The 13,890-nt window shown below is 66.4% G+C and carries 13 protein-coding genes and 1 riboswitch; of the genes, 8 read left to right on the top strand and 5 right to left on the bottom strand.

What is annotated here, in order from left to right; all coding sequences use genetic code 11:
- The first annotated feature begins 5 nt into the window (after nt 1–5).
- Together XCSCFBP4642_RS0104480 and XCSCFBP4642_RS0104475 are read left to right on the top strand one after the other, a co-directional pair.
- Nucleotides 6–575, top strand: coding sequence for a YceI family protein (locus XCSCFBP4642_RS0104480; protein ID WP_029218731.1), 570 nt, complete (start codon nt 6–8; stop codon nt 573–575).
- Between the two features lie 132 nt (nt 576–707).
- Entirely contained in the window at nt 708–1,232 is a 525-nt protein-coding gene (locus XCSCFBP4642_RS0104475; protein ID WP_029218730.1) for an excalibur calcium-binding domain-containing protein, read from the top strand.
- A 91-nt stretch (nt 1,233–1,323) separates the two neighbouring features.
- Here the strand turns inward: XCSCFBP4642_RS0104475 and XCSCFBP4642_RS0104470 are convergent, their stop codons facing one another.
- Nucleotides 1,324–1,557 carry a glutaredoxin family protein gene (locus XCSCFBP4642_RS0104470; RefSeq protein WP_029218729.1) on the bottom strand — a complete coding sequence of 78 codons (234 nt, stop codon included), beginning with the start codon at nt 1,555–1,557 and terminating at the stop codon, nt 1,324–1,326.
- An 85-nt stretch (nt 1,558–1,642) separates the two neighbouring features.
- Between XCSCFBP4642_RS0104470 and XCSCFBP4642_RS0104465 the strand changes: the two genes are divergently transcribed.
- Entirely contained in the window at nt 1,643–3,025 is a 1,383-nt protein-coding gene (locus XCSCFBP4642_RS0104465) for an L-serine ammonia-lyase (protein ID WP_029218728.1), read from the top strand.
- Between the two features lie 335 nt (nt 3,026–3,360).
- A complete protein-coding gene (locus tag XCSCFBP4642_RS0104460) occupies nt 3,361–4,368 on the top strand; it encodes an alpha/beta fold hydrolase (RefSeq protein WP_029218727.1) in 1,008 nt (335 codons plus the stop codon).
- Here XCSCFBP4642_RS0104460 and XCSCFBP4642_RS29890 read toward each other — a convergent pair.
- Genes XCSCFBP4642_RS29890 through metX form a run of 4 tightly spaced genes read right to left on the bottom strand, consistent with a single transcriptional unit; the run spans nt 4,358 to nt 8,033 of the window.
- Complete coding sequence (locus tag XCSCFBP4642_RS29890; protein WP_152527219.1) at nt 4,358–4,645, bottom strand: hypothetical protein; 288 nt, start codon at nt 4,643–4,645, stop codon at nt 4,358–4,360. The two genes, XCSCFBP4642_RS0104460 and XCSCFBP4642_RS29890, sit on opposite strands and share 11 nt — an antisense overlap.
- Nucleotides 4,646–4,702: 57 nt before the next feature.
- Nucleotides 4,703–5,791 carry a homoserine dehydrogenase family protein gene (locus XCSCFBP4642_RS0104455; RefSeq protein ID WP_029218726.1) on the bottom strand — a complete coding sequence of 363 codons (1,089 nt, stop codon included), beginning with the start codon at nt 5,789–5,791 and terminating at the stop codon, nt 4,703–4,705.
- Nucleotides 5,788–7,005, bottom strand: coding sequence for an O-succinylhomoserine (thiol)-lyase (locus tag XCSCFBP4642_RS0104450; RefSeq protein WP_029218725.1), 1,218 nt, complete (start codon nt 7,003–7,005; stop codon nt 5,788–5,790). Before XCSCFBP4642_RS0104450 ends, XCSCFBP4642_RS0104455 begins: the two co-directional genes overlap by 4 nt.
- Nucleotides 7,002–8,033, bottom strand: coding sequence for a homoserine O-succinyltransferase MetX (metX, locus tag XCSCFBP4642_RS24080; protein ID WP_033897990.1), 1,032 nt, complete (start codon nt 8,031–8,033; stop codon nt 7,002–7,004). Before metX ends, XCSCFBP4642_RS0104450 begins: the two co-directional genes overlap by 4 nt.
- A gap of 71 nt (nt 8,034–8,104) precedes the next feature.
- A riboswitch (SAM riboswitch) is annotated at nt 8,105–8,226 on the bottom strand.
- A 139-nt stretch (nt 8,227–8,365) separates the two neighbouring features.
- Here metX and XCSCFBP4642_RS0104440 point away from each other — a divergent pair.
- From XCSCFBP4642_RS0104440 to XCSCFBP4642_RS0104425, 4 genes are all read left to right on the top strand, one after another.
- A complete protein-coding gene (locus XCSCFBP4642_RS0104440; RefSeq protein ID WP_425480182.1) occupies nt 8,366–9,256 on the top strand; it encodes a M23 family metallopeptidase in 891 nt (296 codons plus the stop codon).
- Nucleotides 9,257–9,375: 119 nt separating this feature from the next.
- Entirely contained in the window at nt 9,376–10,980 is a 1,605-nt protein-coding gene (locus XCSCFBP4642_RS0104435) for a peptide chain release factor 3 (protein WP_029218723.1), read from the top strand.
- A gap of 75 nt (nt 10,981–11,055) precedes the next feature.
- The gene (gene trhA, locus XCSCFBP4642_RS0104430; protein WP_029218722.1) at nt 11,056–11,700 is read left to right on the top strand and encodes a PAQR family membrane homeostasis protein TrhA; all 645 of its coding nucleotides are present in this window, start codon (nt 11,056–11,058) and stop codon (nt 11,698–11,700) included.
- Nucleotides 11,701–11,763: 63 nt separating this feature from the next.
- On the top strand, nt 11,764–13,710 hold the full coding sequence (locus tag XCSCFBP4642_RS0104425; protein ID WP_167331404.1) for an AsmA family protein: 1,947 nt from the start codon (nt 11,764–11,766) through the stop codon (nt 13,708–13,710).
- Nucleotides 13,711–13,890: the final 180 nt, after the last annotated feature.

Below are 13,890 nucleotides of genomic sequence, written 5' to 3'. Positions count from 1 at the left end.
TTCCCATGTCGTCCAAGCTGTTCGCCTCTCCCATGCTGGTCGCTGCATCGTTGGTGGCCACCTTTGCGGCCACCCCGGTGCTGGCGGCCGATTATGTCCAGGCCCCAGGCTCGACGCTGGTGTTCGCCAGCAAGTACGACGGCGAAGTGTTCACCGGCAAGTTCCCCGGCTTCGACACCGCGCTGAGTTTCGACCCGGCCAACCTGGCCGGCGCCAAGCTCGATGTGCGCATTCCGCTGGCCAGCGCGATCAGCGGCAACAACGACCGCGACTCGACCCTACAGGGCCCGGACTTCTTCAACGTCGCCAAGTTCGCCACCGCGCGGTATCGCGCCGACAAGTTCCGCGCCCTGGGCGGCAACCAGTACGCCGCCGACGGCACCCTGGAGCTGCGCGGGGTCGGCAAGCCGGTCACGCTGACCTTCACCTGGACGCCCGGCGCGCAGCCGGTGCTGGCCGGCAAGGCAGTGGTGAAGCGGCTGGACTTCGGCGTGGGCGGCGGCGACTGGGCCGACACCAAGACCATTCCCAACGAAACCGCGATCAGCACCAAGGTCGTATTGAAGGCGAAATAACGCCACAGGCCGCAACCGGGCGCGGCCACTGAGCGGCGGACTACTCGTCGGGTCCGCCGCTTTTTTGTGCCTGCAGTGCGGAGTGACACCGCGAGACAGCTAAACTGGGGGCTGACTGCAGGGACGCAAACGATGCGCACGCACGGAACGTTGACCCGATGGAATGCCAAGCGAGGCTTTGGCTTCATCACCCCGGCGCGGCCAGGCGATGATGTGTTCGTGCATGTTTCCGCCTTCGGCCGCAGCGCGCCGCCGCCATGCATCGGCGAGCTGATCTGCTTGGAGACCGACGCCGGCCCGGACGGCCGCCCACGTGCCGTGCGTGTCATGCGTGCCGGCAGCCGGCAAATCGGCCTTGGCAAGGTCTTGCTGCTGATGGCGGTGATGGGTTGCGGCGCGCTTGCCTATCAGCAGCGCGACCGGTTGAGCGATGCAGTCGCGGATGCAGTCGCGCCGGCGCCGGAACCGGCAACGGCACCGACCCGGCCGACACCAACCACGGCCGAGGCATCCACGCAGTTCAGCTGCGCAGGACGCACACATTGCTCGCAGATGACCTCCTGCGCCGATGCCAGATGTGTGCTGCAGCACTGCCCCACCACCCAGATGGACGGTGACGGCGATGGCGTACCTTGCGAAACCCAGTGGTGTCGCTGACCTGAGGTTGGCGCCAGCGCAGGCAGCCGCTGCCGTCATCGCGCGCGGCACAGAACCCCTGCAAAGCGCGGCTAATGCCGAGTCGAACGCGTCAGCGGCCGGCCTCATCCAGCCACGCACGCAAGCGCTCGCCATCGAACGGCCAGTCCAGCTCGCGCCCGCGTGCATCGCGTAACACCGGCACACGTGCCCCATAAGCGGACTCAAGCGCCGCATCGTCGTCGATAAAGACGCTACCGAACTCGCCGGCTCGCACCTGCGCCAGCACTTCCACGGCCTGGTCGCACAGGTGGCAGTCATCGCGCTGATACAGGGTCAGGGCCATGCGGAAGTCTCATGGTGCGCTGCAGCCGTGCCGCAGTCGCCGAACGACTAGAATAGCCGCCTTTACGCTCACCTCTCCGGCAAGCATGGCTGTCAGCACGTTCGACCTGTTCAAGATCGGCATCGGTCCGAGTTCCTCCCACACCGTGGGGCCGATGCGCGCGGCCGAGCGCTTCGTGCATCGCTGGCTGCTCGACGCAGGGCGACTGCAGGACGTGGTGCGCATCCGCGCCGAAGTCTTCGGCTCGCTGGCCCTGACCGGCCGCGGCCATGGCACCGACAAGGCCGTGCTGCTCGGGCTGGAAGGCCACCGCCCCAACCTGATCGACCCGGACATCATTCCGGCCACGCTGGAGCGCATCCGCACCGGCAAGCGCATCACCCTGATGGGCCAGCACGCCATCGGCTTCGACGAAAAACGCGATCTGCCGATGAACAAGCGGCAGAAGCTGCCGTACCACACCAACGGCATGCGATTCACCGCCTACGACGCCCAAGACGCTGTGATCGCCACACGCGATTACTACTCGGTCGGCGGCGGCTTCGTGGTCAACCAGGACGATGCCGCAGACGACCGCATCGTGGCCGACGAAACGCCACTGCCGTATCCGTTCCTCAGCGGGGACGAACTGCTGGCGCAATGCGCGCGCAGTGGTTTGAGCATTGCCGCGCTGATGTTCGAGAACGAAAAGAGCTGGCGCAGCGAGGACGAAATCCGCCATGGCCTGCGCGAGCTATGGAATGCAATGCAGTCCTGCGTGAGCCGCGGCATCCGCGAGGAAGGCACCCTGCCCGGCGGCCTGAACGTCTCGCGGCGCGCGCCGGCGCTCTATCGCGAACTCTCGTCCAAACCGGAAGCGGCCATGCGCGACCCGCTGACCACGCTGGACTGGGTCAACCTGTACGCGCTGGCGGTCAACGAAGAGAACGCCGCTGGCGGCCGCGTGGTCACCGCGCCCACCAACGGCGCGGCCGGCATCATTCCGGCGGTGCTGCATTACTTCGACCGGTTCTGCGCAGGCGCCTGCGAACAACGCATCTTCGATTTCCTGCTCACCGCCGCGGCCATCGGCATTCTCTACAAGGAAAATGCCTCGATCTCCGGTGCCGAAGTCGGCTGCCAGGGCGAGGTCGGCGTGGCCTGCTCGATGGCTGCAGGCGGTCTGGTTGCCGCGCTTGGCGGCAACCCGGGCCAGATCGAAAACGCTGCGGAAATCGGCATGGAACACAACCTGGGCCTGACCTGCGACCCGATCGGCGGGCTGGTACAGATTCCGTGCATCGAACGCAATGCGATGGGCGCGGTGAAAGCCATCAACGCCAGCCGCATGGCCATGCGCGGCGACGGCAAGCACAAGGTCTCGCTGGACAAGGTCATCAAGACCATGCGCGACACCGGCCGCGACATGCAGGACAAGTACAAGGAAACCAGCCGCGGCGGGCTGGCGGTGAACGTCATCGAATGCTGAGCCAAGCGTAGACGGCGTGCCGATCAACGCAGCGCGCGCAGCGACGAAAAAACTCACTCCACGGATGCTTGCCCTTGCACTGCCGTTCTCATGCACGCGGGAGAAGAAGGGCCAAGCGCGGATGAGGAAACGCACCAGCCGCAGGAAGCGCTCTGCCCTTCTCCCGCAAACGGGAGAAGGTGCGCCAAGCGCGGATGAGGGCAACAGACACCGGCGCACGCAGTGGAGTCTGGTCGCCAGCCATCGTCAGCAACGCGCCTGCAGCGCCCGCCAAGCGTCACCCGGCTGTACGTTCCCACCACATCCGCCGCTGTACTGTCAGGGCCTGGATTTGGATGGAGATCACGATGCGACAGCGCGTTTGCACCCTCATGCTCGCCCTTGCCTGCAGTCCGCTACTGGCGCAGGAAGTCAGTTATGGCCCGCGCCTGGAAGGCTTCGACTACCCGCATCCAGTCAAGACCTACGCATTCACCTCGCAACAGCAGCCGTTGGAAATGGCCTACCTGGATGTTGCGCCGACCGGCACGCCCAATGGCCGCACTGCGGTGCTGTTGCATGGCAAGAACTTTTGCGCCGCCACCTGGGAAGACAGCATCGCTGCGCTGAGCAAGGCCGGCTACCGCGTCATCGCGCCGGACCAGATCGGTTTTTGCAAATCCAGCAAGCCGGCCGCCTATCAGTTTTCGTTCGCGCAACTGGCCGACAACACGCATGCGCTGTTGAAGACGCTCGGCATCGAACGTGCGGTCGTGGTCGGCCATTCGATGGGCGGCATGCTGGCCATTCGCTATGCACTGATGTACCCGCAAGCCACCGAGCATCTGGCGCTGGTCGACCCCATCGGGCTGGAAGACTGGAAGGCCGAAGGCATCCCCTGGCGCAGTGTGGATGCGTGGTACGACAACGAGCTGAAAACCAGCTTCGAACGGATCAAGAAGTACCAGATGGACGTGTATTACGCCGGTCAATGGAAGCCCGAATTCGAACGCTGGGCGCGCATGCAGGCCGGCATGTCGCTGGGCAAGGGCAAGCAGGCCGTGGCGTGGAATCAGGCGCTGACCTACGACATGGTCTTCAACCAGCCGGTGGTCTACGAGCTGCCCAAGCTTGCGGTACCGACCACGCTGTTCATCGGCCTCAAGGACCGCACCGCCATCGGCAAGGACACCGCACCGCCCGAGGTCAAGGCACGTGTGGGCGATTACACCACGCTGGGCAAGCGCGCGGCGGCCGCGATTCCGAATGCAAAACTGATCGAGTTTGCCAACCTGGGCCATTCGCCGCAGGTGCAGGACCCGGCGCGCTTCAATGCTGCATTGTTGAAGGCCATTACGCAGTAATCGTGTGGGTGGATAAGAGGGCAACGGTCGGTCGTCCTCTGATCTTCACCGCGGCCGGTCGAGAACCAGTTGCAGCCAGCACCGATGGGCGGATGGCGCCGGCACGGCAGGCAGCGTGCCGGCAGTTGGAAACCGGCGCGCGCCAGCCTTCATCCATCACGCACCCGTCCGGCACCGGATCATCTTGCGACCACGCCTGGATCGAACGGTCGGTCGGTTGTAACGCGCACATCCAAGGTTTCAGCGCGTCGACACGCGCGGCATCGATCGCGCACACGCATTCGCATCGCCGCAAGGCGCACGGCAACGCACCAGAGTCGGCTCGATCGCGCCATCAGCCGGCCACGATCCGCAACACGTCATCCAGCAACGCGGCCGCGGTCACCTCGGCGCCCGCACCCGGGCCCTGGATCAGCAGGGGCTGCGCACGATAGCGGCCACTGCTGATCGCCACGCGGTTGTCGGTACCGGCACCACCGGCCAGGGGGTGGTCCAGCGCCAGCTCACGCAATCCCACGCTTGCACCGTGTGCATCCACACGACCGACGAAGCGCAGGCAACGCCCTGCAGCCCGCGCCTGCTGCCAGCGCGCGCCGACCAGCGCGTCCAGCGCACCCAGGTGCGCCTCCAGCTCCGCCAGCGGCGTTCTGGCGAGGCTGGCCGGCACCAGCGATTCCACATGCACCTGTTCGGCTTCCAGTTGCCAACCCGCCGCACGCGCCAGGATCAGCAGCTTGCGTCGCACGTCCTCACCGGACAGATCGATGCGCGGATCCGGCTCGGTATAACCCGCCGCCGCCGCCTCGCGCACGCAATCGGAGAAGGCAACGCTGCCGTCATGCCGATGGAACAGCCACGCCAACGATCCGGACAACACGCCTTCGATCGAATGGATATGATCGCCGCCGGCCACCAGCGCGCGGACGCTACTCAGCACCGGCAGCCCGGCGCCCACGGTGGCACTGTCGCCGTAGTGCGCGCCACTGGCATGCCGGGCGGCATGCAACGCCTGCGCACGCGACAGCGCCGTGCCCTGCCCCAGTTTGTTGGCGGTCACCACATGCACGCCACGGCTCAGCCATTCCACATGCCACTGCGCGACCACATCGCTGGCGGTCGCATCCACCAGCACATCGCCGGCACGCAGCGCCACGGTCTCCGCCCAGGGCTGCAACATGGCCTGGCCACGCGGGGCGGCATTGGCCTGCTGCAATGCCTGTTCGGCGCTCACCCCGCAGTCGTGGGCGATGCGCGAATTGGCCAGCCAATCGAAGCGTGGCAGCTGCAACTGGCGCTGCTGCAAGGCGGTGTAGCGGGTCACGAAGGCGCGCCCCACCGTTCCGGTGCCCAGCAAGGCAAGCCGCGGAGTCGGCGTCGCCGCTTCCTTCGCTGCGCGCGGCGATACGGGCAGCACGCTGCTCATGCGTCGACCTGTTTGCGGGCGGCGTTGGTCAGGGTCGCCTCGGCGCGCGCCAATCCGGCGCGCAGGTCGATCAGCAAGTCGTCGGCCGATTCGATCCCGATCGACAACCGCAGCAATCCATCGGAAATCCCGGCCGCCACACGTGCTTCTGCGGTCATTGCCGCATGCGTCATCGAAGCCGGATGCGCGATCAGGCTTTCCACGCCGCCCAGCGACTCGGCCAGGGTGAAGTAGCGCAGCCCATCGACGAACGCGCGCACCGCTGCTTCGCCACCGTTCAATTCAAAACTCATCATCGCGCCGAAGCCCTTCTGCTGGCGCGCCGCCAGGGCATGGCCCGAGTGCGACGCCAGCCCGGGGAAATACACCTGATTGACCGCCACATGCCCATCCAGCAGCGCAGCGATCGCATCGGCATTTTCCTGGTGCACGCGCAGGCGTGCATCCAGCGTGCGCAGGCCACGCAGGGTGAGGAAGGCATCGAACGGCGAGCCGGTCAGGCCCAGCGCATTGGCCCACCACACCAACTGCTGGTGCAGCTGGGCATCGCGCGCCACCACCGCACCGCCCACCACATCGCTGTGGCCGTTGATGTACTTGGTGGTGGAATGCAGCACCAGATCGGCGCCGAATTCCAGCGGCTTTTGCAGTGCCGGCGACAGGAAGGTGTTGTCGACCACGGTCAACGCGCCCACCTTCTTCGCCGCTTCGATGACAAAGCGCAGGTCGGTGATGCGCAGCAGCGGATTGGACGGGGTTTCGATCAACACCAGCTTGGGCGACTGCGCCAGTGCATCGGCCAGCGAGCGCGGGTCGGTGAGGTCGGCGGTGATCAGCGCGAAATGGCCCTTTTTGGCCAGCGCGTTGAACAACCGCCAGCTGCCGCCGTAGGCATCGTGCGGCACCACCAGCGTATCGCCCGGCTGCAGTACCGCGTTGAGCACCAGATTGATCGCGCCCATGCCGGTGGAGGTGATCACCCCGCCCGCGCCGCCTTCCAGGTCGGCCAAGGCTTCGCCGAGCAGGTCGCGGGTGGGGTTGCCGCTGCGGGTGTAGTCGTACTGGCGCTTGTTGCCGAATCCGTCGAAGGAAAAGTTCGACGACAGCACGATCGGCGGGGTCACCGCGCCGTAGGCGGTATCGCGGTCGATACCGGCACGCACGGCGGCAGTGGCGGCAGTACAGGGGGCGTCGGCAGGGTCGCGAAAGCTCATACGGTTTCTCCGGTAAGGCGAAGGGCAGTGATCAGGATCGCGTCGATGCGATCGATTTCTTTCAGGAAGGCGTCATGGCCATACGGCGAGCGCAGCACGCGCAGGCTGCCGCGCGGCCCCAGGCCTTCGACCAGGCTGACCATGTCGGCCAGCGGAACCAGACGGTCGCCCTCCACCGCCACCACCACGGTGGGCGCGCGCACCTGCGCCGGGTCGATGCGATGCAGGTCGATGGATTCGGACAGGCGCAGGTAAGCGGTCACCGGCGTGCGCGCCACGTACTGCGCACCGGCGGCGTCCAGATAGTCTTCGGCGGCCACCCGCACGCGGCCGTTGATCACTTCCGGCGGCGCGTCGAAGCGCTCGCTGAATTCTTCCGGCGTGCGGTAGCTGAGCATGGCGAACTGACGCGCCAGCGACAGGCCGTGGCTTTCGGCGCACTGCAGCTGGCCCAGCGCCACCGCGCGGCGCTGCAGCGCGCGCCAGGCCGCCGCATACGGGTGCGCGCGGTGCGCGCCACTGACGGCCACCAGCGTGCCGAGGCGCGCAGCATGCCGGATGGCGAAGTGCAGCCCCACCAATGCGCCATACGAATAGCCGACAAAGCCATGCAGGCGGGTGATCCCCAGCGCGTCCAGCAATGCGGCGATCGCATCGGCCTGGTCGGCGGTATCGATCGGCGCATCCAGGGTGCCGTCGGCACCCAGGAAGTCGAACGCCAGCAGGCGACGCGACGCCGGATCCAGCGCGCGACCAGCGCCCACCAGGCCATCCACCCAGCCCTTCTCGGGAAACAGGGCATTGCCGGCCAGATGCCGGTGCGCAGAAATGCCGCCGGCCACGAAGACGACCGGCGCACTGGCGGCGCCGACCAGCTCATAGCGCAGCCGCAGCTCGCGCAGCCCGGCATGGCGCATCGGCAGCGAGAGGACAAGTTCGCCGCGCACGACGGCAGGGCCGGCCGTGTCGGCAGCGGGCGTTACAAGGTCATCAGAAGTGGTTGGCGATGCTGTGGTCACGAGGCTCATGGCGATATCCGGGGTGGATCGGCCATCGAGCTTCGCGGGAGCTCGCGTTCGACGTGCGCAAGGCACGAGTCGAACCATCTTTCGGCGGACGCGGAGGTCCCCCGCAGGATTTGGCACCAAACGCGGGCGCTTGCGCGCTCCGCTGGCTGCCCCGGCATCAAAGGGCCTGTCCCTCCGCCGGTCTCGATGGTGAGGCTACGATGCCACCGCCTTTTTACGATGTCAATCGCTTCATGCGGATGGAGAGATATATTTTCATCCGATACCACTGCGCGCGGTGACCGGCCGCATACTTGCGCCCTTTCGCCTGGCTCGATCGCGTGCCCCATCGTCTGTCTCGCTGCCTCATTCCCACGATCTGCGCAACGCTTGCCGTGGCGCTGCTGTTGCCCGCGGCCGCCACCAGCGCGCAGCAGCGCTGGCACTGGCCACGCGCTGCGGCACTGCCTCCCACCCCCACGCAACCGCTCCCTACGCCGACCAGCGCCGGGCCGGCGCTGCAGCTGGAATGGCAGGCGCCGGTCTATCTGGTCTGGGTCAGCAATCCGCTGGCCGGGCCTGCACAGGTTCGGCTGAGCGCGCCGTCCAGCGAGGATTACCGCGCGGTGCCGCAGTTGCCGCTGACGCCGCTGCTGGCGGCACACGAACGCCGCCTGCTCGCCCGGCTCTATCCGGCCAGCAGCCAACGCACCCTGGCCGGGCTGGGCCTCAGGCTGGAGGTGATTGCCGGCGACCCGCAGGCCCGGCCCCAGCCGGTGCGCTATCGATTGCCCTTCCGCGACCGGCCGGTGCAGGTGGATCAGGGCTACGGCGGGCGCTTCAGCCACGCCGACCTGCCCAACTGGTATGCGGTGGACTTCGCCCTGCCGCAGGGCACGCCGGTGCTGGCCGCGCGCGAGGGCGTGGTGATGGAGCTGCGCCAGGACGTAACCGATGGCAACGCCGCCGACCCTGCTGCCGGGGGCGGCAACCTGGTGCGGCTACTGCACGCCGACGGCAGCACGGCGTTGTACGCCCACCTCGCGCCGGGCGGCGTGGCGGTGCGGCTCGGCCAGCGGGTCGGCGTCGGCGAGCGGCTCGGCGCCTCAGGCAATACCGGCTACAGCACCGCGGCGCACCTGCACTTCTCGGTTCAGCGCAATGCCGGCCTGCAACTGGTCTCGGTGCCGTTCCGCATGCTGGGGCCGCAGGGCGAACTGCGGTTTCCCTCGCCAGCTCCCTGAGCGGCGCCGGCCGGACCTCGCGGGTTCGGCCGCCAGCCAGCAAGGCCAGCCTCGCCGAAGCCGCTATAATCACCGGCTTCCTCAGTTTCCGCAGGCGTCCGACCGGGCGCGCCCCGCCCATGTCCGACGTCTCCAACGAAGCCGCGCGCCGCCGCACCTTCGCCATCATTTCCCACCCCGATGCCGGCAAGACCACGCTGACCGAAAAGCTGCTGCTGTTCGGTGGTGCGATCCAGATGGCCGGCTCGGTGAAGGGCCGCAAGGCCGCCCGCCATGCCACCTCGGACTGGATGGCGCTGGAAAAGGAGCGCGGCATCTCGGTGACCTCCTCGGTGATGCAGTTCCCCTACGAGGACAAGATCGTCAATCTGCTCGACACCCCCGGCCACGCCGATTTCGGCGAGGACACCTACCGCGTGCTCACCGCGGTGGACTCGGCCCTGATGGTGATCGACGTGGCCAAGGGCGTGGAAGAACGCACCATCAAGCTGATGGAAGTCTGCCGCCTGCGCGACACCCCCATCATGACCTTCATCAACAAGCTCGATCGCGAGGGCAAGAACCCGATCGATCTGCTGGATGAAGTGGAAACCGTTCTCGGCATCCAGTGCGCCCCGGTCACCTGGCCGATCGGCATGGGCCAGCGCCTGAAGGGCGTGGTGCACCTGATCACCGGCGAAGTGCATCTCTACGAACAGGGCCGCAACTTCACCCGCCAGGATTCGACCATCTTCCCGTCGCTGGATGCCCCCGGTCTGGCAGAAAAGATCGGCGAGCAGATGCTGGCCGAGCTGCGCGATGAGCTGGAGCTGGTGCAGGGCGCCAGCAATCCGTTCGACCTGGACGCCTATCGCGCCGGCCAGCAGACCCCGGTGTTCTTCGGCTCGGGCGTCAACAACTTCGGCGTGCAGCCGCTGCTGGATTTCTTCGTCGAACACGCACCGCCGCCGCAGGCGCGCGACACCACCGGCCGCCGCGTCGAAGCCACCGAGCCCAAACTGAGCGGCTTTGTGTTCAAGATCCAGGCCAATATGGACCCGCAGCACCGCGACCGCGTGGCCTTCATGCGCGTGTGTTCGGGCAAGTTCACTGCCGGGATGAAGACGCTGCACGTGCGCAGCGGCAAGGACGTCAAGCTGGCCAATGCGTTGACCTTCATGGCCTCCGACCGCGAAATTGCCGCAGAAGCGTGGCCGGGCGATGTGATCGGCATCCACAACCACGGCACCATCTCCATCGGCGACACCTTCACCGAGGGCGAATCGCTGTCGTTCACCGGCATTCCCAACTTCGCACCGGAACTGTTCCGCCGCGCACGCCTGCGCGACCCGCTCAAGCTTAAACAATTGCAGAAGGGTCTGGCGCAGCTGTCCGAGGAAGGCGCCACGCAGTTCTTCCGCCCCTTGATGAGCAACGATCTGATCCTGGGTGCGGTGGGCGTGCTGCAGTTCGACGTGGTCGCCTACCGGCTCAAGGACGAATACGGCGTGGATGCCATTTTCGAGCCGGTCAGCGTGACCACCGCACGCTGGGTGCATTGCGACAACGCCAGGAAGCTGGAGGAATTTCGCGAAAAGAACGCCGGCAATCTGGCCATCGATGCGGCCGGCCAGCTGGTCTATCTCGCACCCACGCGCGTCAACCTGCAGCTGGCGCAGGAACGCGCGCCGGATGTGCGCTTCTCGGCCACCCGCGAACACGCGCATGCCAAGGCCATCGATTGACCCGCGCTTGAACCGCAACATGCTTACGTCACGGACGGCAATGCGAACTGCTCGCAGTTGCGGTACCTTTTTGTAATGAACGCAGACGCTTCCCCCTCGACCGACCTGCGCGACGAAATTGCCAGTGCCGTGACCCACGGCCTGGGCGCCATCGCCGCCCTGGCCGGTGGTTCGGTGCTGATCACGCTGGCCGCCATCTACGGCGATGGCTGGCAGCTGGCCACCTCCATCGTGTTCAGTGCCACGCTGGTGTTGCTCTACGTCGCCTCCACGCTGTTCCATGCCATCGCGCATCCAGGCGCCAAGGCGCGCCTGCAGGTGCTGGATCATTGCGCGATCTATCTACTGATCGCCGGCACCTATACCCCGTTCACGCTGATCAACCTGCGTGGCCCGTGGGGCTGGGGTTTGTTTGCGGCCATCTGGACGATCGCCGCCGCCGGGGTGATCTTCAAGCTGTTCTTCACCGGCCGCTTCCGGTTGCTGTCGACGATCCTGTATCTGGCCATGGGCTGGCTGATCATCGTGGCGATCCAGCCACTGCTACGCTCGGTCGACACCTGGTCGTTGTGCTGGCTGCTAGCCGGCGGGCTGTTCTACACCCTGGGCACCTACTTCTACCAGCGCGACACCCAGCGTTACTTCCATGCGATCTGGCACCTGTTCGTGCTTGCCGGTAGCGCCTGCCACTTCGTTGCGGTGATCGAACAGGTGATGTGAGCGTCGTGGCGGGCGTTCGCGCGCTCTGCACGAGCCATCGCCAACCATGCGCACGTGAACAACGTGACTCATGCCACCGGTCCTCGCACCTCCCGCCCACCGCGTCGACGACGCTGGCTGATCGGGCTTGGCATTGTGGCCGGCCTGGTGATCATCTTCCTGATCCTGTTTGACTGGAACTGGTTGCGTGGGCCGGTCGAGCGCGCCGTCAGCGCAAAGACCGGTCGTGCGTTTCATCTCGGTCATCTGGACGTGGACCTGGGTCGCACCACTACCATCCGCGGCCAATCGCTGCAACTGGGCAACGCCATCTGGTCAAGACGCGGTGCGATGGCGGAACTGAACGCGGCCGAGATCGATGTGGAGCTATGGCCGCTGCTGCGTGGCAAGGTCCGCCTGCCGGAAATTCGTCTCGACCGCCCCAATGTGCTGCTCGAGGCCGGCAACGACAGCCATCCCGGCAACTGGGTATTGGATAGCGGCGACGGCGACGGCAGCATGCCGCGCCTGGGGCGGTTACTGGTGACCGACGGGCGGCTGCGCTACATCGACGACGCCAGCCGCTCGGACATCGACGTGGCGATCAATAGCCTGGCGCCACCACGCAGCGACCAGCGCGCCGCGCCGATCGGCATCGAGGGCAAGGGCCGCTGGAAGGGTTATCCCTTTACGCTGAAGGGCGATACCGCATCGCCGCTGGAACTGAGCCAGAGCGAGCATCCGTTCCGCATCGATCTGCGGGGCCGCGCCGGCGCAACCCGCACGCATGTGCGTGGCACCCTGACCAATCCTTTCCAGTTTCGCATGTTCGACCTGCAGATGGCGTTGCGCGGCCAGGACATGCAGGACCTGTATCCGCTGACCGGTGTTGCCATGCCCTCTACCCCGCCATATGCGCTGGATGGCCGGCTGCGGCGCGATGGCGATGTGTGGCGCTATGAGACATTCACCGGCACTGCCGGCGACAGCGACCTGTCCGGCACCGCCGAGATCGACCTACGTAACAAACGCCCGTTCCTACGCGCAGACCTGACCTCAAAACGTCTGGATTTCGATGACCTGGCCGGCTTCATCGGCGCACCGCCCAAGACCGGCGCGGACGAATCGGCCAATGCGCAACAGAAGAAGCAGGCCAGCCAGCTTGCCGCCAGCGCGCGCATCCTGCCCACCACGCCGTACGACCTGTCCAAGCTGCGTGCCATGGATGCGCAGGTGCGCTGGCGCGCGCATCGCATCAATGCGCCATCCTGGCCGCTGGATGACATGGATGCCTCGCTGAACCTGAAAGACGGACTGCTGCAGCTGGAGCCGCTGAATTTCGGCGTGGCCGGCGGCGACATCCGCTCCACCATCCGCATGGACGCGCGCAATGACGTGATCGCCACGCACCTGAAGGCCGGCATCCGCGGAATTCGGCTGGATCGGCTGTTTCCCGATGCCACCCTGGCCAAGCAAGCCTCCGGTGCCATCGGCGGCGACCTGGACCTGCGTGGTCGCGGCAACTCCATCGCCGCGATGCTTGGCAGCGCCGATGGCTCGATCGGCGTGGGCATGGGCCGCGGCCACGTCGGCAACCTGATCATGGAGCTGGCCGGGCTGGACATCGCCGAATCGCTGAAATACCTGATCACCAAGGACCGGCAGATTCCGGTGCGCTGCATCTTCGGCGACTTCGACGTGCAGGACGGCCTGATGCAATCGCGCGCCCTGGCCTTCGACAGTACCGATACCATCATCGTTGGCGAAGGCAACATCAGCCTGAAGAACGAAACACTCGATCTGCTGCTGCGCCCGCGCCCGAAGGACCGCAGCATCCTGAGCCTGCGCTCGCCGCTGCGCATCGCCGGCACGTTCAAGGACCCGACGTTCCGCCCCGACTTCAAGGCTCTGGGCGTGCGCGGTGCGATCGCCATTGCCCTGGGCAGCATTGCTCCGCCCGCCGCGCTGCTCGCCACCTTCGAACCCGGCCCGGGCAAGGACAGCGACTGCGGCGGCAAGTTCGCAAAGTAGGTGCACTACCGCACTTTGGGCCGCCAGCAGGCCTGTCCAGCGCTGTAGCGATGATCGAAAGGAGTTGATCAGACCGCAGTCCTCTGAAGACTGCACGGCATGCACTGCTTGCACCATGCACACCGACCCTCTCGATGGGTCCTTGCGGCAAACTCACAGCGTCGAGAACACCGCACCAGA

The sequence above is a fragment of the Xanthomonas cassavae CFBP 4642 genome, from assembly GCF_000454545.1.
Lineage (GTDB): Bacteria > Pseudomonadota > Gammaproteobacteria > Xanthomonadales > Xanthomonadaceae > Xanthomonas > Xanthomonas cassavae.
This window is presented reverse-complemented; position numbering and strand designations above follow the sequence as displayed.

Bases quoted from the DNA above. Each gene is read 5' to 3' on its own strand.
- XCSCFBP4642_RS0104465 (WP_029218728.1), top strand. From the start codon at position 1,643: ATGGCTGTCAGCACGTTCGACCTGTTCAAGATCGGCATCGGTCCGAGT.
- XCSCFBP4642_RS0104480 (WP_029218731.1), top strand. From the start codon at position 6: ATGTCGTCCAAGCTGTTCGCCTCTCCCATGCTGGTCGCTGCATCGTTG.
- metX (WP_033897990.1), bottom strand. From the start codon at position 8,033: ATGAGCCTCGTGACCACAGCATCGCCAACCACTTCTGATGACCTTGTA.
- XCSCFBP4642_RS0104435 (WP_029218723.1), top strand. From the start codon at position 9,376: ATGTCCGACGTCTCCAACGAAGCCGCGCGCCGCCGCACCTTCGCCATC.
- XCSCFBP4642_RS0104475 (WP_029218730.1), top strand. From the start codon at position 708: ATGCGCACGCACGGAACGTTGACCCGATGGAATGCCAAGCGAGGCTTT.
- XCSCFBP4642_RS0104470 (WP_029218729.1), bottom strand. From the start codon at position 1,557: ATGGCCCTGACCCTGTATCAGCGCGATGACTGCCACCTGTGCGACCAG.
- trhA (WP_029218722.1), top strand. From the start codon at position 11,056: ATGAACGCAGACGCTTCCCCCTCGACCGACCTGCGCGACGAAATTGCC.
- XCSCFBP4642_RS0104460 (WP_029218727.1), top strand. From the start codon at position 3,361: ATGGAGATCACGATGCGACAGCGCGTTTGCACCCTCATGCTCGCCCTT.
- XCSCFBP4642_RS0104450 (WP_029218725.1), bottom strand. From the start codon at position 7,005: ATGAGCTTTCGCGACCCTGCCGACGCCCCCTGTACTGCCGCCACTGCC.
- XCSCFBP4642_RS0104455 (WP_029218726.1), bottom strand. From the start codon at position 5,791: ATGAGCAGCGTGCTGCCCGTATCGCCGCGCGCAGCGAAGGAAGCGGCG.